Source organism: Haloarchaeobius amylolyticus, assembly GCF_026616195.1.
GTDB lineage: Archaea > Halobacteriota > Halobacteria > Halobacteriales > Natrialbaceae > Haloarchaeobius > Haloarchaeobius amylolyticus.
Genome location: NZ_JANHDH010000001.1, coordinates 758530 through 781824 on the forward strand (window position 1 = coordinate 758530; position 23295 = coordinate 781824).

Below are 23295 nucleotides of genomic sequence, written 5' to 3' on the forward strand. Positions count from 1 at the left end.
CTCGTACGGCGTCGCCGGAATCCCGGTCACGGTGACCCCCGGCTCGACGTCGGTCGTGAGGACCGACCCCGCGCCGACGCGTGCGTCGTCCCCGAGCGTGATGTCACCGATGAGGGTCGCGTTCGCGCCGATGATGACGCGGTCGCCGACCGTCGGGTGGCGCTTCTCCGGGCGCGGGGAGTTCCCGCCCAGCGTGACGCCGTGGTACATGTGCACGTCGTCGCCGACCTCGGCGGTCTCGCCGATGACGACGCCCATCCCGTGGTCGATGACGACCCGGCGACCCAGCGTCGCGCCGGGGTGGATCTCGACGCCGGTCATGAAGCGGACGAACTGCGAGAGGACGCGTGCCGGCAGGTGGTAGCCGTCGTTCCAGAGCCGGTGGGCGATGCGGTGGCCCCACACGGCGTGCAGGCCGGCGTAACAGGTGACGACCTCGAGGACGCCGCGCGCCGCCGGGTCGCGCTCGAGCACGGCCCGGACGTCCTCGCGCAGCATGCGGAGTGCGCGAAGGAGAGCCATCACGGCCACCCCGCTCGCGTGTGTCGGTCTCCTGCGTGGCCACCGCCTTCGATGCGGCAGCAACACCCAGACCGAGACTGCGTCTGGTCGTGGACGTTCCCACCGGGTGTGACGGTGACCGTCATACTCTGTCATGCGCTTGCGACGATGAAAAACTACGCGGTTTCTAGGGGGTCCGTAACCGGGATGGTACCACGCCTCCCGACCGACCCGCTTAATCGGCTGGCTCGCGTACCCTCGGGCGTGACGAGCGAGTACGACGGCGTCGTGTACGACCTCGACGGGACCCTGGTCCGCCTCGACGTGGACTGGGAGGCGGTCGCCAGCGACGTGACGACGGTATACCGGGAGGCCGGGGTCTCGCCCGACGGCCGGGACCTCTGGGGCCTGTTCGAGGACGCCCCCGAGCACGGCCTGCGCGACCCGGTCCACGAGGCCATCGCGCACCACGAGCGCGAGGGGGCACGGACCTCCGACCGCCTCCCGCTGGCCGACGCCCTCGCCGAGGACTACCGGCCGATCGCGGTCTGTTCGCTGAACTGCGAGGCCGCCTGCCACATCGCGCTGGAGACCCACGGCCTCAGCGACCACGTCCGCGCCGTGGTCGGGCGGGACACCGTCGCGACGTACAAACCGCATCCGGAACCGTTGCTCACCGCCGTCTCGGCCATCGACAGACACCCGCGGTCGGTCGTCTTCGTCGGCGACAGCGAGCGCGACGAACAGACCGCGCGGCGCGCCGGCACCGACTTCGAGTGGGTCTGACGCCGCGGACTCAGGCGCTCGTATCGCCGGTTTCGGTGGCGTCCCCGGTTTCACCTGCCTCGCCGGCCTCACCGGTCGGCTCGCGGTACTTCTTCGCGTAGACGAACACGCCGATAGCGGTGACGAACCAGACGATGGCACCGATGCGGACCGCGAACTCGGCGCGGGCGGCCCACGACGTGAGGTCGAACAGCACGGAGAAGATGGCGACCAGCGGCGCGCCGACGAGGATGGTGACGACGAAGGTGGTCTGCATGACCCAGGCGTAGAGGTCGTCCGTCTCGACGGCCTCGCGGGTGCTCGGCCCGCCCGAAGGCTCGTCTCGCGGTTCGTCGGCCGCGGCCGGAGCGTCGCTGGCGCCTTCCTCGTCGTCCCCTGTCACGCCCGGAACTGCGGCCGCCACCACATAAGCACTGCCGGTTTGGCCGATAATCGGCAGGCGTTTGAACCCCCCTGTGCAATTCTTGCCTATGCCAACCACGGTGCGAGACGTGCTCGCGAAGTCGGGGGAGGAGCCCATCACGATGCTCACCGCCTACGACGCGGTGACCGCCGAGATCGTCGACGAGCGGGGGATCGACATGATCCTCGTCGGCGATAGCGTCGGCAACACGGTCCTCGGCCACGACTCGACGCTCCCGGTGACCGTCGACCAGATGGCGAGTCACACCGCCGCCGTCGCACGCGCGACCGAGAACGCACTCGTCATCGCGGACATGCCGTTCCTCTCCTACGGCCACGACGAGGCCGAGAGCATCGAGAACGCGGGGCGCATGCTCAAGGAGGCGGGCGCACACGCGGTGAAACTCGAATGCGGGGAGCACACCGTCGACCTGACCGAGCGGATGGTCCAGCTCGGCATCCCCGTCCAGGCCCACCTCGGCCTGACGCCCCAGCGCGTCAACCAGACCGGCTACGCCCGCCAGGGCACCTCGAACGAGGAGGCAGAACGCATCCTCGACCTCGCGCGCCAGCACGAGGCGGCCGGCGCCTTCTCGCTCGTGCTCGAACACGTCCCCTCGAACGTCGCCGCGCAGGTGACCGAGGCCATCGACATCCCCACCATCGGCATCGGGGCCGGCCCGGACTGCGACGGGCAGGTGCTCGTCGTCGACGACGCGGTCGGGCTGTCGGACTGGACGCCGTCGTTCGTCAGGGAGTTCGGGAACCTCCGCGAGGAGATGACGAGCGCCATCGACAGCTACCGCGAGGCGGTCGAGTCCGGCGAGTTCCCCGGCGAGGAACACAGCCACGTCGAGGAGGACCTGGACGAACTGTACTGACGACCGAACCCACCTATTCTCCAACTCGCTCACAGAACCCCGAGACGGCGGCGTTGAACGCGTCCGGCCGTTCCAGCATCGCCAGATGTGCCGCCTCCTCGACGATGGTCAGCTCGCAGTCGTCGATGCGCTCGGCGAGGAACTCGTGGTAGTGCGGCGGCGTCAGGTAGTCGTACTCGCCGACGAGACAGAGCGTCGGCACGTCGATGCGGGCCACCTCGTCGCGCACGTCGAACTCGTGGCAGGTCAGGAAGTCGCGTTCGGTGACCGCGCGGCCGCAGGCCCGCATCCCCTGGATGGAGAGCTCTTCGAGGCGGGGGTCCGGGTCGTGGAAGAGGCGGTCCTCGTCGTGGAGGAACTCGATTGCGCGCTCGAAGTCGTCCGCCAGCCACTCGCGCAGGTCGTCGAGGACGGCGAGTTTCGCGCCGGTCCCGGCGAGAACGGCCCCGTCGAAGTCGTGGTCGCGCTCCAGCAGCAGGTGCATGACGACGGCGCCACCGAGCGAGTTCCCGACGACGACGCTCGCGTCGGTCTCCTCGGCGACGGCCAACACGTCGTCCGCGTACGCCGAGAGCGACTCGTAGCCGGGGTCGGCGTCGATGTCGTCGCTCTCGCCGTGCCCGCTCAGGTCGAGCGTGACCACGGGTCGGTCGTCGCTCAGGCGCGACTGGGACTTCCAGAGGCGTCGTGTTCCCCCGCTCCCGTGGACGAACAGGACCGGGGCCCCGTCGCCACCGCGGTCGGATACCTCGTACGCAGTCCGGCGGCCGTGGTGCGTGATGGTCTGCATACCCGTGGCTTGGTCGGTGGAGGGCATAAAGCCTAAGCCGGTGTGAACCGCAGTTCTACCCGAGAACGCCGAACCCGCTCCCGTACCCCGATTAGGTAGGCGATAACCTTTTATACTATGAAGACTAACTTGTGGTTAGCAAGTACATGCACTTACAAGAATTCGTCTCTGGAAGCGAGCGGTTCGTTCGCCACTACGCCTACGACGACGTGCACGTCATCGCCGCCGACCTCGGCGCTCTCGGTTCCGAGGCGACCGTGGACGTCGCCGGTGACACCGTCATCGTCGTCCCGAGCGACGACCACGACCAGTTCGAGATCGAGGTCCCCGGGACCGCGCGAGCGTTTATCAGAAACGGCATCCTCACTATCGAGATGGAGGTCGATGCATGAAACTCACCGTCAAACCACTCAAACAGAAGGACGCGGGCCGCGGCCTCGCCGCCATCGACCGCGTCTCCATGCAGGAACTGGACCTGGAGAACGGCGACTACATCGAGATCAGCGGGAAGGGTGACGGCGGCGCCGTCGCCCGCGTCTGGCCCGGCTACCCCGAGGACCAGGGCCAGGGCGTCATCCGCATCGACGGGCGCATCCGCCAGCAGGCCAACGTCGGCATCGACGACCGCGTCGAGGTCGAGAAGGCCGACGTCAAGCCCGCCAAGAGCGTCACGGTCGCCCTTCCGCAGAACCTGCGCATCCGCGGGAACATCGGCCCCCTCGTCCGCGACAAACTGAGCGGACAGGCCGTCAAGGGCGGCCAGACCGTCCCGTTCTCGCTCTCGTTCGGCCCGATGGCCGGCAGCGGCCAGTCCGTCCCGCTGAAGATCGCATCGACCAACCCCTCGGGGACGGTCATCGTGACCGACTCGACCGACATCCAGATCAGCGAGAAGCCCGCCGAGCAGATCAGCGGCGGCGCCGGCGGTGGCGGCCGCGAGGGCGTCCCCAGCGTCACCTACGAGGACATCGGTGGCCTCGACAAGGAGCTCGACCAGGTCCGCGAGATGATCGAGCTCCCGATGCGCCACCCCGAGCTGTTCAAGCAACTCGGCATCGAGCCGCCGAAGGGCGTGCTCCTGCACGGCCCGCCGGGCACCGGGAAGACCCTCATCGCGAAGGCCGTCGCCAACGAGATCGACGCGCACTTCCACACCATCTCGGGCCCCGAGATCATGTCCAAGTACTACGGGGAGTCCGAGGAGCAGCTCCGTGAGGTGTTCGAGGAGGCCGAGGAGAACCAGCCCGCCATCGTCTTCATCGACGAGATCGACTCCATCGCGTCCAAGCGCGGCGAGGCCTCCGGCGACGTGGAACGCCGCGTCGTCGCCCAGCTCCTCTCGCTGATGGACGGCCTCGAAGAGCGCGGCCAGGTCACCGTCATCGCGGCGACCAACCGCGTCGACGCCCTCGACCCCGCGCTCCGCCGCGGTGGCCGGTTCGACCGCGAGATCGAGATCGGCGTCCCCGACAAGGAGGGCCGCCTCGAGATCATGCAGGTCCACACCCGCAGCATGCCGCTGTCGGACAGCGTGGACCTCGACCAGTACGCCGAGAACACCCACGGGTTCGTCGGCGCCGACATCGAGAGCCTCGCCAAGGAGGCCGCGATGAACGCGCTCCGGCGCATCCGTCCCGAACTCGACCTCGAACAGGAGGAGATCGACGCCGAGGTCCTGGAGAACCTCAAAGTCACCGAGGGCGATTTCAAGGAGGCCATGAAGTCGGTCAAACCCTCGGCGATGCGCGAGGTGTTCGTCGAGGTCCCCGACGTCACGTGGAACGACGTCGGCGGCCTGAACGACACCAAAGAACGCCTCCGCGAGACCATCCAGTGGCCGCTGGACTACCCCGAGGTGTTCCAGGCGATGGACCTCGAGGCCGCCCGCGGCGTTCTGATGTACGGCCCGCCGGGCACCGGGAAGACCCTGCTGGCGAAGGCCGTCGCCAACGAGGCCAACAGCAACTTCATCTCCATCAAGGGGCCGGAGCTGCTGAACAAGTACGTCGGCGAGTCCGAGAAGGGCGTCCGCGAGGTGTTCGACAAGGCACGGTCGAACGCCCCGACGGTCATCTTCTTCGACGAGATCGACTCCATCGCCACCGAACGTGGCCGCCACTCCGGTGACTCCGGCGTCGGCGAACGCGTCGTCTCGCAGCTGCTGACCGAACTCGACGGGCTCGAGGACCTGGAGGACGTTGTCGTCATCGCGACGACCAACCGTCCCGACCTCATCGACAGCGCCCTGCTGCGCCCGGGCCGGCTGGACCGTCACGTCCACGTCCCCGTCCCCGACGAGGAGGGCCGCGAGAAGATCTTCGAGGTCCACACCCGGAACAAGCCGCTGGCCGACGGCGTCGACCTCGAATGGCTCGCGAAGAAGACCGAGGGCTACGTCGGCGCGGACATCGAGGCCGTCTGCCGCGAAGCCTCCCTCGCCGCGACCCGCGAGTTCATCAACAGCGTCGACCCCGACGACATGGACGACTCCGTCACCAACGTCCGCATCACCAAGGAGCACTTCGAACAGGCGCTCAAGGAGGTGACCGCGAGCGTGACCGAGGAGACCAAGGAACGCTACGCCGAGATCGAACAGCGCTTCGGCCGGGAACAGCCCGAACTCGAAGAGCGCGAGTTCGGTCGGACGTTCCAATAGGACCTTTTTAGACCTCGAGTTTCCTCGGGCGCCTCCGGCGCCCTGCGGGAACCACTCGGTCCAAAAAGCTACGCTAAAAAGGCTGCTCGCTTCGCTCGCAGGTGCCGCGCTTGACGACTACCGCAACCGCGACCGCACCGCACCGCAACCGCGACCGCTCTCATTCCTCTACGCTGGCGACCATGTGGACCTGGGTCGTCTCGAAGCCGAGTTTCTCGTAGAAGGCGATGGCTCGCTCGTTGTCCACGTGTGGGTCGAGACTGAACTCCTCGCAGCCCGCCTCGCGAGCCCAGTCCCGCAGGCGGTCGAACAGCTCGTCGGCCAGTCCCGTCCCGCGGTAGGGCTCGCGGACGTAGATGTCACAGACGAACAGGCGGTCCGGCCGGTCGAAGACGCTCGGGGCGGGGTCGAGTTCGGCCGCGACGAAGCCGGCGAACTCGCCGTCGACGTCGGCGAGGCTGTCCGCGGCGGTGGCACCGTCGACGGCGACCCACAGCCGGTAGCCGTCGGTATCGACTCGGTCGACCCGGAACGGCACCTCCTCGGCGACGAGGTCGACGTCGTCAGCGAGGGCGAACTGCTCGACGGTCGCCTCGAGTTCGCGGTTGTAGGGTAGCCAGAGGGATTCGACGAAACGACGGACGGCGGCTTCGTCGGCGGGGAGTTCGACGAGGTCCATGTCGGTGCGGACCGGCACCGACCACTTGGGTCTATCGCAGGTGTGGTACCGGGTCACCTGCCGGGGCCCAGACTGAAACCTGCGTCACACCTTGCACAAACCATTCATATACGGAATCCGAGACGTGAACCATGCCCTCCCGTCGCGACTACTGCAAGCGACTCGCCCTCACGGCCGGCGGTATCGGTCTCGCGGGCTGTGCGACCACGCTCTCCGACCGGACCGACCCGGCCGGCGGTCCCGGAACCGGGGATGCGCCGACCACCCCCGCCAGCGATGCCGACCCGGTCGACTGGACCGAATTCGGCGTCGATTCGGGGAACACGGGCTTCGCGCCCGGGAACACCGGTCCCGGCGACCCGTCGGTCGCGTGGACCGGCATCGGGTCGAAGGCGACCGTGAACTGCTCGCCGGCTGTGGTCGATGGGACGGTCTTCGTCGGCGGCGACGCCGTCTACGCCTTCGACGCCGAATCTGGCGAGCGACGCTGGCGATACCAGACCGGGCCCTTCGTCCCCTGTGCGCCGGCGGTCGTCGACGGGGTCGTCTACACCGCCCACAGCGACGGGGCGGTCCTAGCCCTCGACGCGGAGACCGGCGAGGCGGTCTGGACCCACGAGACGAACCACAACCTGTGGTCGCAGGCGCTCACGGTCCACGACGGGTCGGTCTACGTCGGGACCGCCGGGACCATGCCCGCGGTCGTCAGCGGCGACACCGACGAGTCGAAGGCCGGCCTGCTGGTGGCACTCGACGCTGACTCCGGCGAGAAGCAGTGGGAGTTCGGCGCGACCGACTGGTTCACCGGGCCGGCCGTCGGCGACGGCCTGGTCTTCGCCGGGAACGAGGAGGACCGGTTCTACGCGGTCGACGTCGAGACCGGCGAGGAGCAGTGGCGCTGGGACGCCAAGACCTTCGCCGCGCCGCCGACGTACCACGACGGGACGGTCTACGTGGGGCTCCATGGGAGTGGAGCGTGTGTGGCTCTGGACGCCCAGACCGGCGAGGTTCGCTGGCGGACCGACCTCGGGACGCCCAACGTGAAGTGCTCGCCGGCGGTCGACGGGGACCACGTCTTCGTCGCCGGGAAGCGAACCACCGGGGTCCTCCTGGGGGGTGGGGAGGACGACGGGACGGAGACCGAAACCACCGAGCCCGCGACCACGACGGCCAGCGGCCCGGCCGCCGACGGGAACTACGGTCGGCTACAGGCGCTCTCGGTCGCGGACGGGAGCGTCGCCTGGACCTACGACTCCGACGGCGACTTCCGGTCCTCGCCGGCGGTCACCGCAGACGCGATCTACGTCGGGAACGGCGAGGGCATCGTCTCGGTCGCCCGCGCCGACGGGAGCGAGCGCTGGCGGGTCGCGTTCGAGAAGTACGTGAACTCGTCCCCGGCGGTCGTCGACGGCCGGGCCTACGTCGGCTGCGCCGACGGCAACCTGTACTGTCTGGCCGACGAGGCGTGACCCCGCCGAGCCCGCAGCGTCACGTCGGCACGGCCCGCCGCAGGTACCGGTAGACCGGGAACGACCACTCCTCGAGGCGACGCTGGGCGCCGGACTCGGCCGCGTAGACCAGCACCGGCACCCCGGCCTCGTCCGCTCGCTCGACGACCCGGTCGGGCGTGCTGCCGAAGACCCAGCGCCGGAGCCGCCGGGTCCGGGAGGCGCCGACGAGCAACACGGCGTCGTGCTCCTCGGCGGCGAGGACGAGCGAGGTCGCCACGTCCGAGGAGTGCACGTCGTGGTGCTCGACCGTCGCCTCGTCGAAGGCGGCCGTGGTCTCGGCGGCGTCCTCGGGCGTGCCGTCGTTGCCGCGGGGGACGACCGAGACCACGTGGACCTGCCCGCCGGACTGGACCAGCGACGGGGCGCTGGCGAGCAACGCCTCGTGATGGGGGCCCGCACCGGCCCCGACGACGACCCGGTCGAAGTCGGCGTCGGCCATCTCCCCGTCGACGAAGACGGTGTCACAGGGCGCGTCGTACTCCACCTTCTCGACGGCGGCGACGTTCTTCTCGGGGTACCCCATGACGATGCGGTCCGCGTCCACGTCGCGGGCGGTCGAGACGATGTCGTAGCCGAGGTCGCGCGAGACGTGCGCGTCGACCTCGTAGGAGACCGCGAGGTCCGCGTCGTCGAGCGCCTCCGTCAGCCGGGACGCTCGCTCTGCGGCGACCTCGTCGACGGCGTCGGTCGGCGTCTGGTCCGGGACCTGCGTCACCCGGAGGAAGCGGACGACGGTGTCGGTCCCCGCCTTCCGACCGAGCCGGGCCGCGATGCGGCCGAACGTGGCGGCGTTCTGGACGCGTTCGACCGGCACGAGCACCGTGAAGGCGTCCTCGTCGGCGGTCGTCGCGGCGGCTTCGTCGGCCGGTTCGGGCGTCTCGACCTCGCTGACGAGGTCCTCAACGTCGGCCTCGCCGCCCCAGGCGAGGTAGGCGGCGACGGCGACGACCTCGACGACGACCCCGGCGACCAGCCCGAGCACCGAGGGCAGCAGGGCCACGGTCGTCCCGCCGACCGCCGTGACGAACTGCGCGCCCTCGGGGGCGCTCCCGAAGCGCATGCCCTTCACCGCGAGGAAGCCGATGAGGGCGACGTTCGCGACGACGCCCACGACCGGCAACACCGACCCGAAGGGCACCTCGAAGGGCCGGTCGAGGTCCGGGTGCCGGCGGCGGGAGTAGACGAGCGCGACGTTCACGACCGCGAGCGGCGCGAGCAGGTTCAGCGTCGCGAAGTTCGTCAGCCCCGCCAGCCCGATGTGGACCGGCCCGCCCGCACCGAGCAACCAGACGAAGACCGCGATGAGCGCGACGATGGCGCCGGTGACCGCCCCCACCGCGTAGAGTGGCGTCTCGTAGTCGGGGTGGACCCGCGAGAGGTCGCGTGGAGCCTGTCCCCGCCGGCCCATCAGGTAGCCGATTCCGCTACCGGCGAGGATGCTGGCGTTCGAGGCGCTGATCATCGAGAACACCGCCCCCGCGACGATGACCCACTGCCCGATGGGGCCGATGAAGGCCTTCGCGACCGTCCCCATCGCGGTCTCGCCGGCGGTCAGGGCGCCCCGCACGCTCGCCGGCGTGTTGACGAGGGCGACGATGACGAAGATGTAGAGCACCGTCACCGTCAGCATGCTCGCCGCGATGGCCTTCGGGACGTTCTTCCGCGGCTCGATTATCTCGCCGGCGCTGGCGGCGATGGCGGAGAAGCCGAAGAAGGTGATGAAGGCGGTCCCGGCCGTCGAGACGATGCCGACGGGCTTGGTCTCGAAGTTCCCGGCGAACTCGCCGACCGCGGGCAGGACCCCGGCGAACTGCAGCGCCCCGCCGACGAATATGAGGAGTACGATGACCTTGAGCCCGGTCACCGCGACCTGGAACGTCCCGCTCTCCTCGGTCCCGCCCGCGTTCAGCGCGCCGAGGGCGAGCGCGGTGAGGATGCCGACCAGCCCGTGCGGGAGGTGGATGCCGGCCGGGAGGATGAACTTGCGGACCCAGTGGTCCATCGTGGCGAGGTAGAACGCGGTCGTCCCCGTGTAGCCGAGGAACAGCGACATGCCGACCGCGAACGTCAACCGGTCACTGTCGAACGTCTGCGACGAGAACAGGTAGCCGCCACCGTTCTGTGCGTATATCGATGCGAACTCCGAGTAGGATGCCGCGGTCACCCCGGCGACGACGGCCGCGATGACGAACGCGACGACGGCACTCGACCCGACGTCGTGGACGGCCTGGCCCGACAGCGAGAAGATGCCGGCGGCGATCATCGTCCCGAGCCCCATCGCGAAGGCGACCCAGAAGCCCAGCGAGCGAGTTCGCTCTACCATGGCTCGTGGTTCACCCGTGACACGGGAGAGTGTGCCGTCGAACTGTCTTGGCTCGCGCCGAGGAACCGACGACGCTCAGTCGTCGCGCAGGGCCCGGGGAACCGTCACCTGCACCCGGTTCCTCGTCTCCTCTCCGAGGGTCTCGACCGTGATGCTCCCGTTCGAGAGCGTCACCACCCAGTAGACGAGCCAGAGCCCGAGGCCGCTGCTGTGGTACACCTCGTCCATCTCGTGGTCCCCCCGGAGGACGCGCGACTCGACCTCGGGTATCTCGGGTGCGTCGTCCTCGATGCACAGCGTCACCGTCTCGTCGTCCTGCTCGAGGGTGACCCGGGCCGTCGGCTCGTCGCGCAGGCTGTGGGTGACCGTGTTCTCGAGGAGCTCCAGGACGGCCAGTCCGAACTCGTCGATGACAGACGCGTGGGCCTCGTCGACGCCCTCGTACTCGATCTGTGCCCGCGGGAACCGCGACCGGATGGTCTCGACGCTCTCGGCGACGAGCGACGACACGTCGAGCCGCCGGGGCATCGTCTGTTCCGTGATGACCTCGATTATCTCGCGTTCCTTCTCGGCGCTCGCGAGGAGTTCCTCGCCGGTCTGGCGGATGACCGCGGTCCGGTCGGCCGCGTCGGGGATGTCCTCCTCGATGAGCTGGGCGTTCCCGAGGATGATACCGAGGCTGTTGCGGAGGTTGTGTCGCAGGATGTTGTCCATCACGTACAGCTGGCGTTCCCGGCGGTGGCGGTCCGTGATGTCCCGGCAGAAACCCGTCACCCGGACGACCTCGCCGTCCTCGACGATGGGTTCGCCCTGGACCCAGAGCCAGACGTTGTAGTCCTTCTCCGGGTTGACGCGGTACTCCATCTCGACGGACTCCCCCGCCGAGATGCGTTCCATCGCCTCCTCGACGGCCGGGAGGTCCGCTGGGTGTATCTGGTCGAGGAACGCGGCCGGGTCCGATTCGACCTCCTCGATGGACCCGCCGAAGACCGCCTCGTAGGCGGGATTGACGAACAGCAGTTCGGACCAGTCGCTGTCGAACATCCACAGCACCTCGCCGGTCGTCGAGGACAGTTCCCGCAACCGGGCCGCCGTCTCCCTGCTCTCGCGCTGGGCCTCGATACGGTCGGAGATACACCGGGAACTCACCACGTAGCCGTCGAGCGAGTCGTCGGTCACGTTCGACATCCGTCCCTCCAGCCACACCCACGACCCGTCGTCGGCCCGGTGGCGGTACTCCACCGAGGTCTCGGTGTAGCCCTCGCTCTCGATGGCCTGCTCGAACGCTGCCCTCGTCCGTTCGACGTCGTCGGGGTGGAGGTACGAGAAGGCGTCCTCGCCGACGAGGTCGTCGGGGTCGAAGCCGAGGATGCGCCTCGCGCCCTCGTTGACGTACTGTATCTCCCCGTCCGGGTCGAGGAGGATGATCTTGTCCTGCGTGTGGTCGAGCAGCACCTCGAGTGAAGCCGAGGTCACCATCGCCCGGAACATGAGGTTGCAGACGTAAATGGATTCGACCTACGAGGGACCACGAACCCCGTCCCGGGCGGGGCTCGAGTGCCCTGTCGGACGCCTCAGTCGAGGTCGAGGCCGAGGTCCGATAGAATCGTCTCCGCGTGTTCCTCGGGGTCGACGCCCTCGTAGACGCGTTCGATGGCCCCGGACTCGTCGATGACGTACGTGTTCCGGAACACGCCGTCGAAGGTGTTCCCGAACATCTGCTTCTCGCCGTAGGACTCGTAGAGGGTCGACACCTCGCCGTCGGGGTCCGAGAGCAGGGTCACGGGCAGGTCGTGGTCCCCCTCGAACGTCTTGAGGTCGGAGACCTCGTCGTCGCTGACGCCGAGGACGGCGATGTCGTGGGTCTGGTACGCGTCCCAGTTGTCGCGGAACGAGCAGGCCTGCGTCGTGCAGCCCTCGGTGTTCGCGCGGGGATAGAAGTACAGGACGACGCGCTGGCCGCGGTAGTCCGAGAGCGAGACCGAGTCGCCGTTCTGGTCGTGCAGTTCGAAGTCCGGAGCCGCCTCGCCTTCGTCGAGCATAGCCCCGGCAACGAACAGGGCGCTTTAGTCGATTTCGTTTCAGCGCGGTTCGACGCCGTCCCCGACCGAAAGCGTCCCCGTCTCGATTATCTCGGCGCGCAGGCCGCCGCGGTGGACCAGCGAGGAGGCGACGCCGTCCTCGGTGAGCGATTCGAGGTACGAGCAGGGCTCGCACAGCTCGACGCCGCGACAGACCGCGTCGCCGACGCGGAACTCCGCGTCGACGAGGTGGTTCAGGGCGACGCCGCGGGTGGTGACGTTCCGCCGGTGTTCCCCCGGGTCGAGGGAGATATCGTAGTCGCGCTCGGCCGCCTCGATGGCCTCGACCTCGATGAGCGTGATACCCCGCGGTGTCCCGTCGGAGAACGTCCCCGACTCGTCGAAGTAGCGGTCCCCCCGGAGGCCCGCGCCGGCGACCGCCTCGACGGTTTCGACCGTCTCGACGGGGTCGCCGGACTCGCGTGCGATGTGGATGGACTCGACCGTCCCTGTCATGGCGAGTCCTTGGTGAACCCCCGAGAAAAAGCTACTCCAGTCGCTTCGCCGCGTCGCGTTCGACCAGCGGGTCGGCGTTGGCCGACGGGAGTTCGACCACGTCGTCGGCCGAGAGCGAGTACTCGCGCTCGTCGACGCCGAAGATGTCGCCCACGTCCCGGGTGATGAGCACCTCGGTCCGGTCGAGGTCCTCGTCGGTCGCGTCGGCGCCGGCCGCGGCCTCGCTGCCGCCGTCGGCTTCGCGGGACGGGACCGCCCCGTCGTCGCCTGCGCCCTCGTCGATGGGTTCCTGTGGCGGTGTGCCCTGTGGTGCGGGCTCGTCCCCACCAGCCGTGGTTTCGTCGCCGGCCGTGTCTCCCATCACGTCCGCGGCGGAGACGCCGCCGTCTTCTGTGGCCGACCCCGTGTCGGCGTCCGCGACCGCCCGCGCCTCGGCCGCAGAGATGTCTGGGTCGCTCCGTACGTCGTCCTCGTCGTCGGCCGGCTGGTCCGGTGTCGACGTGCCGGTCTGCTCCTCCGTGGCCGGCGGGTCGGTCGCGGGGTCGGGGTCGAACTCCGGCGCCGGGTCGGGGTCGGGCACGTCGTCCGTGGCCCCGACGTCGGCCCCGGCTCCCTCGCCCTCGTCGGCGGCGCGGGCGGCCGGCGTCGTCTCGGCCTCGCCCGCGACCACGTCGAGCATGTGCGCCTTGTTCTCCTCGATGCGGCTCACGAGGTCGTCGTAGAGCTGTCGTTCCTCGGCCGTGAGCCCCTGGACCTGCTCGGCGTTGGCCATGTCGGCGGCTGCGAGACTGGCCTGCTTGACCAACTTGCCGAGCCGGCGCTCGTACAGCGACTCCGCGGCGTTCTTCGCCGTCTCTATCTCGTCGGTGAGGCGCTGGATCTCGGGCGAGGAGAAGGGGTCGTCGGCCTCGGCAGCCTTGCTCTCGCGTTTCGTCTTCAGTTCCTCGACGTACTCGGCGACCTCCTGGTAGAACGAGTCGCGCAGTTGCTGGAGCCCACCCTTCTGTCGTTCCGTGTCGAGCGCGGAGCGAAGTTCGTTCAGATTCATTCTTTCCCCTTCTCGGCCTGCCCGCGGGCCATCAAGAACACGCCCACGTACTCCGGTACAGTGTGTGCGCCACGCTCCAACGTAAATGTACCGCCACCGAGGTGTACCTCGACCGGTTCGGTGACCGTGACCCGAATCTCGCTCCCGATGAAGGTGCGGGGAACCGCGTCGTGCAGCGGGTCGAAGTCCTCGAGGTCGGCCCGCGGGATGCGCGTCACCTCGAGGCCGCTCCCGCCGTGGAGGCTCCCCGGGAGCCGGATGAGTCGGTTGATGTCGGTCGTCACCGGCTCGTCGATGGGGGCGGTCTCCTCGGTGAACGTCTCCGCGGCGAGGCTGCGTGCGAGGGTCAGGAACGCCGGGTGGACGTCCACGTTGCCGGCGCGTATCTGGTCGACGTTCGTCCGCGCGGCGTTCAGGATGCCCTCGGCGCGGCCCTGCCCGATACCGTCGAGTTCCTGTAGGCGCGCCAGTGCGTCCTCGTCGTCGAGTTCGAGCAGGTCGTCGACGTACGCCTCGATGCGGCGCTGCACCCGGCGACTCCACCCGCCGGTGGTGTCGAGGGTCTTCTTGTCGGCCGGGGTCTTCCGGCCGATGCCGGCGACCGCCTCGTGCTGGAGCAACGTGTCGAAGTCCACGTCGGTCGCCAGCACGTAGTCGACGATCTCGCGTCGGTGGCCGCGGCCGAGTTCCTTGACGCCCTCGTCGCGGACGTGGACGTGGTAGCCCCGGCCGCCCGAGAAGACGATGGTGAGGTCCTCGAAGCCGAAGTCGTCCTCCAGCAGCTCTAAGAGGCGGAAGAGCGCGCCCTTGCAGGTCTCGAGCATGTCGGCGTAGGCGTCCTCTTCGGGGTCGACGCCCGGCAGGTGGTCGGCGTCGAGGTCGAAGACGAGGTCCGAGGACCGCCAACCCTTCTTCGACATCGACCCCGCGCCGGGGTCGTCGTACCGCCCGGCCGAGAAGTAGACGTGGCGCGGGCGCTCGTCCGCGAGGAAGGTCCCGAGGTCGCCGATGTCCAGCCACGAGTTGTGCCGGACCATCGTCGTCCCACCGGCACTCCAGGTGACCCACCCCCACTCGCGCTCGTTCGCGTCCGGCGGCGGCGTCACCGACAGCTGTCGATAGTGGTCGCCGAAGCGACCGCGGAGGTACCGTCGGGTGCGCTCTTCCATGGCTCTCGATTCGTTAGAGGAGGCGTCTAAAGAACCTAGCGGAGTCGGTCGAGGGGCAGAGAAACAGTCCTACCGGCGCATGAACTCGGAGAGCCGCGCGGTCAGGCTCGCGTCGTCGCCGAGCTTCAGGTAGTAGGCGTCGCCGCCGTCCTCGTAGTAGTTGTCGATGCGTCGTTTGATGTCGAACCCGAGGTGTTCGTAGAACCGTAGCGCGTTCTCGTTCGTGGTCCGGGCGTGGCATGTCACGGAGCGGTGTTCCTCCGCGACCATCGCGACGAGCTTCTTCCCGATGTCCTCGCCGCGGTGGCTGGGGTCGACGGCGAGGAAGAGGATGTACCCGTCCCGGCGGACCGCACAGAACCCGATGATGGACGTGCTCGGGCCGTCCTCGACGAAGAGGTGGACCTTCGACCGCCGGTAGGCGTCGCTGAAGAAGCCCTTGCGCTGCTTGAGGACGCCCTCGCGCTGTCGGATGCGCTCTTTGAGCTGCCACGCATCCTCGACGTACTCGTCGTTCCCCGGACCGACGACGCGCGTGTCGATGTTGACGCTCACTGTTCTGATAGTGGAGGGCACGACGATATAATTCCACCGGCAGTCCGAAGTGATGTCGCCGCCAGCGGTGGGTCGCCTCGCCCGGGGTCGGTCGAACCCGTTTGGGTGTGGTTTTTCAACAGTATCGGTCCTTCACATGAACAATGCTGTCAGCTGGTGGCGAAGAGTTCGAGCGGACTCGCGAGGCAGGTCGGACCGTCGTCGATACCATCAGGGACGCCTTCGTCGCCGGGCTCGCCATCGTGGTCCCGGTCATCGTGACGCTGGTGGTCCTCAACGTGCTCGCGGGCTACGTCTTCTCGACGCTCTCCGGGTTCGTCGAGTTCATCCAGGCGTACGACCTCAGCCCCGCCGAGGCACGGGTCTTCGCGGCCATCACGCCCGCGACGGCCGAACTCGTCCTGCAGATACTGACCCTGGTGGTGCTCACCGCGGTCATCCTCGGCCTCGGCTTCCTGACGCGGTTCACCTTCGGCGAGCGGTTCATCCAGTACGCCGACGACTTCATCGGCGCCATCCCCGGCGTCGGCTCGGTGTACGACGGCTTCCGCGAGATGTCGGACGTCATCGTCGAGAGCGACCAGCAGAACTTCCGCGACGTGAAACTCGTCGAGTTCCCGCAGGAGGACACCTACACCCTCGGGTTCCTCACCGCCGACACCCCCGCGGCCCTCCAGGCCGCCGCCGGCCGCAACGACATGGTGACCGTCTTCCTCCCGCTGGCGCCCAACCCGGTGATGGGCGGGAACCTCGTCCACGTCCCCGAGCACCGCGTCGAGGACGTCGACATGACCGTCGAGGAGGGCATCCGGACCATCGTGACCAGCGGGGTCGCGACCGGCGACGGCTCCGCGAACGGCGATGCCCGCCTCTCCGAGGCCGAACTCAGCCAGATGGACGCCTTCCAGCAGGCCGAGGACCGGATGGGCCGGAGCGAGGCGGACGAGGCGACCGACCCCATCGACAACCGACAGACAGAGGCCGACGTGGCGAGTAGAGACGCCAAATGAGTTTCCAGCTCCGGGACCACACCGCCGACGTGGCCGTCGAGGCCACCGGCGACAGCCTCGAGGAGACGTTCGCCGCGGTCGCCGACGGCCTCACCGCCGCGATGTGCGACGAGTGGCCGGACACCGGCGACCGGTTCTCGTTCGCCCTCGACGCCGAGAACGCCGAGGCGCTCCTGTTCGACTACCTCGACCAGCTCATCTACGAGCGCGACGTGCGCCTCGTCCTCCCCGTCGAGAACGCGGCCAGTATCGCGGAGGCCGACGGCGAGTGGCACCTCGAGGGCAGCGCCCGCGGCGTCCCCCTCGACGAGGTCTCGGCCCGCGACATCAAGGCCGTCACCTACTCCGAGATGGCCGTCGAGGAGACCGCCGATGGCTGGCGGGCGTACGTCGTCCTCGACGTCTGAGGCGGTCGCCCCGACCGCTGCCGGCGGGACCATCAACGAAATCCTTTCCGGGGTGCCGCGTCCATCTTCGGGTATGGACACCTACGACGCAGGCGACGTCACGCTCCGGAAGGTCCGTGACTACGTCTGGGAGATTCCGAAGGAAGGCGACATGCGCGTCCCGGCGCGCGTGCTCGCCAGCGAGTCGCTCCTGGACGAGATCAGCGACGACAAGACGCTCGAACAGCTGAAGAACTCGACGCAGCTCCCCGGCATCACGAAGTACGCCATCTGCATGCCCGACGGCCACCAGGGCTACGGCTTCCCCGTCGGCGGGGTCGGCGCGATGGACGCCGAGAACGGCTGCATCTCACCCGGCGCGATCGGCTACGACATCAACTGCGGCGTCCGGATGATGAAGACGAACCTGACCTACGACGACCTCCAGGGCCGCGAGGAGGAACTCGTCGAGGCGCTGTTCGCCAACATCCCCTCGGGCCTCGGCGGTGGCGGCGTCTTCGAGGGCACCATCGACGACATCGAGAACATCCTCGACCACGGGATGGAGTGGGCGCTGGCCAACGACTGGGCCGTCCCCGAGGACCTCGAACACTGCGAGGACGAGGGCGTGCGCCACGACGCCGACCCCTCGAAGATATCCCAGAAGGCGAAGGACCGCGGCAAGAACCAGGTCGGCAGCCTCGGCTCGGGCAACCACTTCCTCGAGGTCCAGCGCGTCACCGACGTCTACCGCGACGACGTGGCCGCAGAGTTCGGGCTGGAGGAGGACCAGATCGTCGTCCTCATCCACTGCGGGTCGCGCGGCCTCGGCCACCAGACCTGCACCGACTACCTGCGCAAGATCGAGAAGACCCACGCCGGCCTCCTCAAACAGCTCCCGGACAAGGAGCTGGCGGCGGCTCCCGCCGGCTCGCAACTCGCCGACGACTACTACGGCGCGATGTGTGCCGCCATCAACTTCGCGTGGGTGAACCGCCAGCTCATCATGCACCGCACCCGGCAGGTGTTCGAGAAGGTGTTCGGCCGCGACTGGCAGGACATGGAGATGGACCTGCTGTACGACGTGGCCCACAACATCGGGAAGAAGGAGGTCCACGAGGTCGGCATCGACGCGGACGGCGAGGCCGTCCCCGACGAGGACGCCGTCGACTTCGAGGAGCGCGAACTCTACGTCCACCGCAAGGGCGCGACCCGGGCCTTCCCGGCCGGACGCCCCGAACTCCCGCCCGCCTACCAGGGCGTCGGCCAGCCCATCATCATCCCCGGCAGCATGGGTGCGGGCAGCTACGTCCTCCGCGGCGGCGAACAGTCCATGAAGGAGACGTTCGGCTCGACCGCCCACGGTGCGGGCCGGCTGATGAGCCGCACCCAGGCGAAGAAGGACTACTGGGGCGGCGACGTGCAGGACGAACTCCGCGAGCAACAGCACATCTACGTCAAGGCCCAGTCCGGCGCGACCATCGCCGAGGAGGCCCCCGGCGTCTACAAGGACGTCGACGAGGTCGTCCGCGTCAGCGACGAACTCGGCATCGGTGACAAGGTCGTCCGGACCTTCCCCGTCTGCAACATCAAGGGCTGACCGCCCCTCTGCTCACTGCTCGTTGAGGCCGTGGCGTTCCTCGTCGGTCTTGTTCATACTGACCAGTTTGCCGAGGGCGAGTGCCACCGCGAGGCCGCCCAGGCCGTACGCCGCGACCAGCGACTGGAACTCGCCGAATCCGAGCGCCTCGACGACGCTCTCGCTGATGCCGTACTTTCCGCCCCCGGCGGCGACGAGGGCGAGCAGGCTCGTCACGAGCAGGAACAGCGCGACGCCGGCGACGAGTCGCCGCTGGCCGTCAGAGAGCTTCACACCGACTCACCCGTCCTGTCGCCCAGAACGACTGCCGTAGCGACGACGAAGGGGACGGTCGCGGCCACGAGGGCAGCCGTCGTTCTCATCGTCTCTCACCGACTCCCGTGTCGCAGTTCAACCTTGTCCCCGGGTTTATCCGTGATGCCGCGGCCAGACGGGCCGTGGTCTGAACCCCACTGCATCCCGGCCGAGGCGGTCGCGCGGCACACCGGATGCGGGGCCGAGTACGGGTGCCGCCTGTTCGCCACGACGCGCCACGCAGCCGCTGCTCACTTCACCCGGTACGGGTTGTCGTCGTCGTCTTCGTCGTCGCCGTCGCCCGGGAACTGCTTGCGCGCGCTGAGCGTGATGCTCGCCTCCGGCGTGTCGTCGTCCTCCCAGGGGCTCTCGTAGACCGAGAGCTCCGTCTCCGTCACGTCCCAGCCCTGTTCCTCCAGCAGGCGCACGAGTTCGCGCTGGTGGTCGAGTATCTCGTCGTCCATCACCGGCCCTCAGAACAGCGCGAGATAAAAATCCACGCACCGGTTCCCTACACGTTGAAATCGAACCGGGGCCGGTCGATGTCCGGCATCCGGTGAGAGACCTCCTCGCCGTCGGCGAACTTGACGAAGTTCAGGTAGAACGTCCGGCCACAGCCGTCCTGCTCGGGGTCCGCGTCGCCCAGACAGACGAACTCGACGCCGTCGGCGTCCTCGTACTCGCCCGTCGTGCTCTCGTAGGACCAGCCCTTGAGGGGCTCTCTGGTGACACACTTGTCCGCCATGTAGGCGTCGCGCTCCAGGCTCGTGAGCGCGCCGCAGTACGGACAGTAGTACGTGACTTCGACCATGCCGGTGGTTGGACCCGGAGCGTAATCAGTCGGCGGGTCGACCCGACCAGCGTAGTGGAAAGGATTTTGCCGGCTACCGCAGACGGTTCACACATGATAGACGAGACAGTCGAGGAGATCGAAGAGATGCAGACGCACTCCTCGTCGGTCGTCGCCGTCAAGGCGACCCAGGCGCTCGCCGACCTGCTCGACCGGGAGTACGCGACGGTCGAGGAGTTCCAGCGCGGCCTGGAACGCAACGCGAAGGCGCTCCAGCGCGCGAACCCGTCGCACGCCTCCCTGCACAACGCGATGCGCGGGGTCTGCACCCACGTCGACGGTGCCGACCCGGAGACGGTCACCGACGCGAAGGCGGCACTGAGCGAGGCCATCGAGTCCGTCGTCGACGACGTCGAGCACGGGAAACGTCGCGCCGCGGAGAACGCGACGGACCTCATCGAGGACGGCACGACCGTCCTCACGCACGACTACTCCTCGACCGTCCTCGAGGCCGTCGAGCTGGCGACCCGCGACGGTGCGTACATCGACGTGTACGTCACGGAGGCCCGCCCGCGCTACCTCGGCCGGAAGACCGCCCGGACGCTCGCCGGGAACGACCGCGTCGAGACGCACCTGCTCACCGACAGTGGCGCCGGCTACTACATGGACGAGTGCGACCGCGTCCTCATCGGGATGGACTGCATCGTCGAGGACACCCTGTACAACCGCGTCGGGACCTTCCCCATCGCGGCGACGGCCGCCCAGTGCGACGTACCCGTGACCGTGGTCGGGTCCGGCGCGAAGATCATCGAGGACGGCTTCCGGTTCGAGAACGAGTTCCGCTCGCCCAGCGAGGTGATGCGCGAGCCGGCCGAGGGGTTCGAGGTGTGCAACCCGGCCTACGACGAGACGCCGGTGTCGCTGCTCGAGTCGGTCGTCACCGACGACGGCGAGAGAACGTTCTGACTGGGCCGTCGATTCTCGGTTCTCAGCGCTCGACCTCGGGCGGTTCGTTCCGCCCGACCGTTATCTCGTGGGCCTCGATGTCCTCGAGCGCGGCGACCCGGCCACCGACGGTCAGTTCGTCGCCGTCCCCGGTCTCGAGGGTGAGCCCGGCGACCTCCTCGGTCATCTCGAAGGAGATGTCGGTGATGCGCCCCTGCACGATGCGGGGGGCACCGGTCTCGACGTCGCGGCCCTCGATGGTGGCGTAGAACTCGCCACCCTCCTCCATGAGGTCCTTGACCGTCCGGCGGATCGAGGAGTAGCGACGCGGGAACGGCCGGTCCTCGCCGTCGCTGTAGAGTTCGCTCGCGGTCGTCCAGAGGACCGTCCCGAAGAACCCGGAGACGAGGAAGCCCAGTGCGGACCGGTTGAAGATGACGCCGTAGCGGTCCTGGTCGTCGCGCAGGGCGTCCTGGGTCGCGTAGATGGAGTACTCGCCGTCGGCGACCGCGATGACCGGGCTGGTGATACCGCGCCGGGCGCGGACCGAGGTCGCGATGCGGCTGTAGTCGTACTCGTCCGGGTCCGGGGCGCTGGAGGCCGGCGTGACCAGGAGTTCGATGCTGATGCCCTCGTGGTGGCGGGTCGCCAGCAGGTCCTGGAACCGCTCCAGCAGGTCGGGCGTGAGCGAGAGCGAGAGTTCGTACTCGGCGGCGTCGATGACCTCCTCGAGGTAGCGCAGGATGGTCGAGCGGGACTTCACCAGCGAGACGGCCTCGGTGTCGCGGGCGGGGGCGGTGTACCGTGCCGCGAGTTCGTCGACCATCTCCGTGAGCGAGGACTGCACGTCGGAGAAGGCGTCGTCGGGGTCGACCGCGATGATCTTCATCGGCCGGGACTCGCGGAGTTCGACGAGGCCGCGGTCGGAGAGGCTTCGCACCGTGTCGTACACCCGGGGCTGGGGTATCTCTGTCCGGTCGGCGATCTCGCTCGCCGTGAGCTGGCCGTGGTCGAGGACGGTGAGGTAGGCGTCGATCTCGTACTCGCCGAGATTGAACCGGTCCCCCACACGTTCGATGGTCCCACGGAGGTCGTCGGATGGCATACCCTACACACTGCGGTCCGTCCCTAAATGATTTACTGAAATCCGAGTAGCACTGGGTTCCGGAATCGACTCCTGTGGTATCACGTCACAGTCCGGGTGGACGAGCGATACCTGCCGGGGGCTGTCGGCTTCCCAACCCTTATCTCCGGAGGGCGTCACGGGTGGGATATGCCAGGGGGCGCGGCCGTCGAACAGGACGGGACGAACACGTCGACGACGACAGCCGGGGCCGAGACCACGACCGGCCAGCCCGGCGGCGCCGGTGGTGGACCAGCGGGGACGACCACCGCAGAGGAGGCCAACGGCGTCGACGCGATCAGCGATGTGCTGGCCGGCCAGCTCGACCAGCTCGTCCCACCGTGGTTCCCCAGCCAGGAACTCGTCAACCTCCTGCTCGCGGTGGCCATCATCACCTTCGCGTGGTACGCCTCGAAGCTAGTCGTCCGGCTTCTCGGCCGGACCATCGCCCAGCGCCTCCAGCGCCCGAGCGTCACCCGGACCGCCCTCCGGATGGTCCGCATCGCGGTGATGGGCATCGCGTTCACCATCGTCGCCCCACTGCTCGGGCTCCAGTTCGGGGACATCCTCCTCTCGGTGACGGTGTTCTCTGCCGTCCTGGGTATCGTCCTCGCACCCATCGTCGGGAGCATCATCAACGGGGTGTTCGTGCTTGCCGACCAGCCATACGAGATCGGCGACATGATCAAACTCGCCGACAGGGACACCACCGGCTTCGTCGAGGACATCACCATCCGGTACACGAAGATATTCACGCTCGACAACACGTTCCTCGTCATCGACAACTCCTCCATCCGCGGTCGGGACGTCGTCAACTACTCCGCAGAGGACGAACGCACCCGGCTCTCGCTCTCCATCACCGTGACCTACGAGGGCGACCTCGACGAGGCGCGCGAACTCATCGAGGACGCGGCGAAGGAGGTCGACATGGTCATCCCGGGCGGCCCCGACATCCGCATCGGCTCGGCGCGCTACCCGGCCGCCCCGACGTGCTACATCGACCAGTACGCGGACCACGGCGTGATGCTGACGCTGCGCTACTGGGCGAAACAGCCCTACAAACTGCTCACGGTCCGCTCGCGGGTACAGGAGAACGTCTGGGCGAAACTGGAGGACGCCGACGTCGAGATCGCCTACCCGCACTCGCACGTCGTCTTCGACGAGACGAGCGGCGAGCTCCCCATCTCGATGCGAGAGGGTGAGACTCGGCGGGCTGGTCCGGGCGGTGTGCGGCCGGGCGAGGCAGGCCCGGCGTCCGGCGTCGACCGCGAGGAGGAGTAGCGTCTCGAGAACGCGGAACCGTCAGAAC

Annotated in this window: 24 protein-coding genes and 1 pseudogene; 10 read left to right on the top strand and 15 right to left on the bottom strand. The window is 68.4% G+C overall.

Going from position 1 to position 23295, the window contains the following annotated elements; all coding sequences use genetic code 11:
• Positions 1-12: 12 nt before the first annotated feature.
• Positions 13-522, bottom strand: a pseudogene (cysE, locus tag NOV86_RS03955) (serine O-acetyltransferase); the annotation flags it as partial.
• A 243-nt stretch (positions 523-765) separates the two neighbouring features.
• Here cysE and NOV86_RS03960 point away from each other — a divergent pair.
• Positions 766-1287 carry an HAD family hydrolase gene (locus NOV86_RS03960; protein ID WP_267639943.1) on the top strand — a complete coding sequence of 174 codons (522 nt, stop codon included), beginning with the start codon at positions 766-768 and terminating at the stop codon, positions 1285-1287.
• A 10-nt stretch (positions 1288-1297) separates the two neighbouring features.
• On the opposite strand, the gene NOV86_RS03965 is transcribed toward NOV86_RS03960, so the two are convergent.
• Positions 1298-1669: a DUF5822 domain-containing protein gene (locus NOV86_RS03965; RefSeq protein ID WP_368408718.1), complete on the bottom strand. Its 372-nt coding sequence runs from the start codon at positions 1667-1669 to the stop codon at positions 1298-1300.
• An 88-nt stretch (positions 1670-1757) separates the two neighbouring features.
• Here NOV86_RS03965 and panB point away from each other — a divergent pair, with 88 nt between their 5' ends.
• Positions 1758-2570, top strand: coding sequence for a 3-methyl-2-oxobutanoate hydroxymethyltransferase (panB, locus tag NOV86_RS03970; protein ID WP_267639944.1), 813 nt, complete (start codon positions 1758-1760; stop codon positions 2568-2570).
• A 13-nt stretch (positions 2571-2583) separates the two neighbouring features.
• Here the strand turns inward: panB and NOV86_RS03975 are convergent, their stop codons facing one another.
• Entirely contained in the window at positions 2584-3360 is a 777-nt protein-coding gene (locus NOV86_RS03975; protein WP_267639945.1) for an alpha/beta fold hydrolase, read from the bottom strand.
• A gap of 146 nt (positions 3361-3506) precedes the next feature.
• On the opposite strand from NOV86_RS03975, the gene NOV86_RS03980 reads away from it, so the two are divergent.
• Both NOV86_RS03980 and NOV86_RS03985 read left to right on the top strand, forming a co-directional pair.
• Entirely contained in the window at positions 3507-3752 is a 246-nt protein-coding gene (locus tag NOV86_RS03980; RefSeq protein WP_267639946.1) for a DUF7127 family protein, read from the top strand.
• The gene (locus NOV86_RS03985) at positions 3749-6016 is read left to right on the top strand and encodes a CDC48 family AAA ATPase (protein ID WP_267639947.1); all 2268 of its coding nucleotides are present in this window, start codon (positions 3749-3751) and stop codon (positions 6014-6016) included. The genes NOV86_RS03980 and NOV86_RS03985 overlap by 4 nt, the downstream gene beginning before the upstream one ends.
• Before the next feature lie 160 nt (positions 6017-6176).
• Here the strand turns inward: NOV86_RS03985 and NOV86_RS03990 are convergent, their stop codons facing one another.
• The gene (locus NOV86_RS03990; RefSeq protein WP_267639948.1) at positions 6177-6695 is read right to left on the bottom strand and encodes a GNAT family N-acetyltransferase; all 519 of its coding nucleotides are present in this window, start codon (positions 6693-6695) and stop codon (positions 6177-6179) included.
• Between the two features lie 131 nt (positions 6696-6826).
• Between NOV86_RS03990 and NOV86_RS03995 the strand changes: the two genes are divergently transcribed.
• The gene (locus NOV86_RS03995) at positions 6827-8164 is read left to right on the top strand and encodes an outer membrane protein assembly factor BamB family protein (RefSeq protein ID WP_267639949.1); all 1338 of its coding nucleotides are present in this window, start codon (positions 6827-6829) and stop codon (positions 8162-8164) included.
• Between the two features lie 19 nt (positions 8165-8183).
• On the opposite strand, the gene NOV86_RS04000 is transcribed toward NOV86_RS03995, so the two are convergent.
• The 7 genes from NOV86_RS04000 to NOV86_RS04030 all read right to left on the bottom strand — a co-directional run bounded on the left by NOV86_RS04000 (position 8184) and on the right by NOV86_RS04030 (position 15838).
• Positions 8184-10529 carry an amino acid permease gene (locus NOV86_RS04000; protein ID WP_267639951.1) on the bottom strand — a complete coding sequence of 782 codons (2346 nt, stop codon included), beginning with the start codon at positions 10527-10529 and terminating at the stop codon, positions 8184-8186.
• Positions 10530-10604: 75 nt separating this feature from the next.
• Positions 10605-12008 (bottom strand): PAS domain-containing protein, encoded by a 1404-nt coding sequence (locus NOV86_RS04005; RefSeq protein WP_267639952.1) that lies wholly within the window; start codon positions 12006-12008, stop codon positions 10605-10607.
• A gap of 95 nt (positions 12009-12103) precedes the next feature.
• Positions 12104-12571 (bottom strand): thioredoxin-dependent thiol peroxidase, encoded by a 468-nt coding sequence (bcp, locus tag NOV86_RS04010; protein WP_267639953.1) that lies wholly within the window; start codon positions 12569-12571, stop codon positions 12104-12106.
• 39 nt (positions 12572-12610) lie between these two features.
• Positions 12611-13066 carry an MOSC domain-containing protein gene (locus NOV86_RS04015; protein ID WP_267639954.1) on the bottom strand — a complete coding sequence of 152 codons (456 nt, stop codon included), beginning with the start codon at positions 13064-13066 and terminating at the stop codon, positions 12611-12613.
• 31 nt (positions 13067-13097) lie between these two features.
• Positions 13098-14114: a hypothetical protein gene (locus tag NOV86_RS04020; protein ID WP_267639955.1), complete on the bottom strand. Its 1017-nt coding sequence runs from the start codon at positions 14112-14114 to the stop codon at positions 13098-13100.
• A complete protein-coding gene (gene priS, locus NOV86_RS04025) occupies positions 14111-15283 on the bottom strand; it encodes a DNA primase small subunit PriS (RefSeq protein WP_267639956.1) in 1173 nt (390 codons plus the stop codon). Before priS ends, NOV86_RS04020 begins: the two co-directional genes overlap by 4 nt.
• 69 nt (positions 15284-15352) lie before the next feature.
• Positions 15353-15838 (bottom strand): GNAT family N-acetyltransferase, encoded by a 486-nt coding sequence (locus NOV86_RS04030; RefSeq protein WP_267639958.1) that lies wholly within the window; start codon positions 15836-15838, stop codon positions 15353-15355.
• Between the two features lie 143 nt (positions 15839-15981).
• Between NOV86_RS04030 and NOV86_RS04035 the strand changes: the two genes are divergently transcribed.
• The 3 genes from NOV86_RS04035 to NOV86_RS04045 all read left to right on the top strand — a co-directional run bounded on the left by NOV86_RS04035 (position 15982) and on the right by NOV86_RS04045 (position 18834).
• Positions 15982-16848 (top strand): DUF502 domain-containing protein, encoded by an 867-nt coding sequence (locus NOV86_RS04035; protein ID WP_267639959.1) that lies wholly within the window; start codon positions 15982-15984, stop codon positions 16846-16848.
• Positions 16845-17255 carry an archease gene (locus NOV86_RS04040; protein WP_267639960.1) on the top strand — a complete coding sequence of 137 codons (411 nt, stop codon included), beginning with the start codon at positions 16845-16847 and terminating at the stop codon, positions 17253-17255. Before NOV86_RS04035 ends, NOV86_RS04040 begins: the two co-directional genes overlap by 4 nt.
• A 73-nt stretch (positions 17256-17328) precedes the next feature.
• On the top strand, positions 17329-18834 hold the full coding sequence (locus NOV86_RS04045) for an RtcB family protein (protein WP_267639961.1): 1506 nt from the start codon (positions 17329-17331) through the stop codon (positions 18832-18834).
• A gap of 12 nt (positions 18835-18846) precedes the next feature.
• On the opposite strand, the gene NOV86_RS04050 is transcribed toward NOV86_RS04045, so the two are convergent.
• From NOV86_RS04050 to NOV86_RS04060, 3 genes are all read right to left on the bottom strand, one after another.
• Positions 18847-19107, bottom strand: a complete 261-nt coding sequence (locus NOV86_RS04050) for a hypothetical protein (protein ID WP_267639962.1) — start codon at positions 19105-19107, stop codon at positions 18847-18849.
• A gap of 272 nt (positions 19108-19379) precedes the next feature.
• A complete protein-coding gene (locus tag NOV86_RS04055) occupies positions 19380-19592 on the bottom strand; it encodes a hypothetical protein (RefSeq protein ID WP_267639963.1) in 213 nt (70 codons plus the stop codon).
• Positions 19593-19639: 47 nt separating this feature from the next.
• Positions 19640-19939, bottom strand: a complete 300-nt coding sequence (locus tag NOV86_RS04060) for a DUF7969 family protein (RefSeq protein ID WP_267639964.1) — start codon at positions 19937-19939, stop codon at positions 19640-19642.
• A gap of 93 nt (positions 19940-20032) precedes the next feature.
• On the opposite strand from NOV86_RS04060, the gene NOV86_RS04065 reads away from it, so the two are divergent.
• Positions 20033-20884: an eIF2B alpha/beta/delta subunit family protein gene (locus NOV86_RS04065; protein ID WP_267639965.1), complete on the top strand. Its 852-nt coding sequence runs from the start codon at positions 20033-20035 to the stop codon at positions 20882-20884.
• 22 nt (positions 20885-20906) lie between these two features.
• On the opposite strand, the gene trmB is transcribed toward NOV86_RS04065, so the two are convergent.
• Positions 20907-21968 (bottom strand): HTH-type sugar sensing transcriptional regulator TrmB, encoded by a 1062-nt coding sequence (gene trmB / locus NOV86_RS04070; protein WP_267639966.1) that lies wholly within the window; start codon positions 21966-21968, stop codon positions 20907-20909.
• A gap of 168 nt (positions 21969-22136) precedes the next feature.
• Here trmB and NOV86_RS04075 point away from each other — a divergent pair, with 168 nt between their 5' ends.
• Positions 22137-23267, top strand: a complete 1131-nt coding sequence (locus tag NOV86_RS04075; protein ID WP_267639967.1) for a mechanosensitive ion channel family protein — start codon at positions 22137-22139, stop codon at positions 23265-23267.
• The last annotated feature ends 28 nt before the right edge of the window (positions 23268-23295 follow it).

Coding starts and splice junctions, on each gene's coding strand:
- NOV86_RS03975 (WP_267639945.1), bottom strand. CDS start 3,360: ATGCAGACCATCACGCACCACGGCCGCCGGACTGCGTACGAGGTATCC.
- NOV86_RS04000 (WP_267639951.1), bottom strand. CDS start 10,529: ATGGTAGAGCGAACTCGCTCGCTGGGCTTCTGGGTCGCCTTCGCGATG.
- NOV86_RS04020 (WP_267639955.1), bottom strand. CDS start 14,114: ATGAATCTGAACGAACTTCGCTCCGCGCTCGACACGGAACGACAGAAG.
- NOV86_RS04045 (WP_267639961.1), top strand. CDS start 17,329: ATGGACACCTACGACGCAGGCGACGTCACGCTCCGGAAGGTCCGTGAC.
- priS (WP_267639956.1), bottom strand. CDS start 15,283: ATGGAAGAGCGCACCCGACGGTACCTCCGCGGTCGCTTCGGCGACCAC.
- NOV86_RS04035 (WP_267639959.1), top strand. CDS start 15,982: ATGCTGTCAGCTGGTGGCGAAGAGTTCGAGCGGACTCGCGAGGCAGGT.
- NOV86_RS03985 (WP_267639947.1), top strand. CDS start 3,749: ATGAAACTCACCGTCAAACCACTCAAACAGAAGGACGCGGGCCGCGGC.
- NOV86_RS04055 (WP_267639963.1), bottom strand. CDS start 19,592: ATGGACGACGAGATACTCGACCACCAGCGCGAACTCGTGCGCCTGCTG.
- trmB (WP_267639966.1), bottom strand. CDS start 21,968: ATGCCATCCGACGACCTCCGTGGGACCATCGAACGTGTGGGGGACCGG.
- NOV86_RS04060 (WP_267639964.1), bottom strand. CDS start 19,939: ATGGTCGAAGTCACGTACTACTGTCCGTACTGCGGCGCGCTCACGAGC.
- NOV86_RS04015 (WP_267639954.1), bottom strand. CDS start 13,066: ATGACAGGGACGGTCGAGTCCATCCACATCGCACGCGAGTCCGGCGAC.
- NOV86_RS04005 (WP_267639952.1), bottom strand. CDS start 12,008: ATGGTGACCTCGGCTTCACTCGAGGTGCTGCTCGACCACACGCAGGAC.
- NOV86_RS03990 (WP_267639948.1), bottom strand. CDS start 6,695: ATGGACCTCGTCGAACTCCCCGCCGACGAAGCCGCCGTCCGTCGTTTC.
- NOV86_RS04040 (WP_267639960.1), top strand. CDS start 16,845: ATGAGTTTCCAGCTCCGGGACCACACCGCCGACGTGGCCGTCGAGGCC.
- NOV86_RS03980 (WP_267639946.1), top strand. CDS start 3,507: ATGCACTTACAAGAATTCGTCTCTGGAAGCGAGCGGTTCGTTCGCCAC.
- NOV86_RS04065 (WP_267639965.1), top strand. CDS start 20,033: ATGATAGACGAGACAGTCGAGGAGATCGAAGAGATGCAGACGCACTCC.
- panB (WP_267639944.1), top strand. CDS start 1,758: ATGCCAACCACGGTGCGAGACGTGCTCGCGAAGTCGGGGGAGGAGCCC.
- bcp (WP_267639953.1), bottom strand. CDS start 12,571: ATGCTCGACGAAGGCGAGGCGGCTCCGGACTTCGAACTGCACGACCAG.
- NOV86_RS03995 (WP_267639949.1), top strand. CDS start 6,827: ATGCCCTCCCGTCGCGACTACTGCAAGCGACTCGCCCTCACGGCCGGC.
- NOV86_RS04075 (WP_267639967.1), top strand. CDS start 22,137: ATGCCAGGGGGCGCGGCCGTCGAACAGGACGGGACGAACACGTCGACG.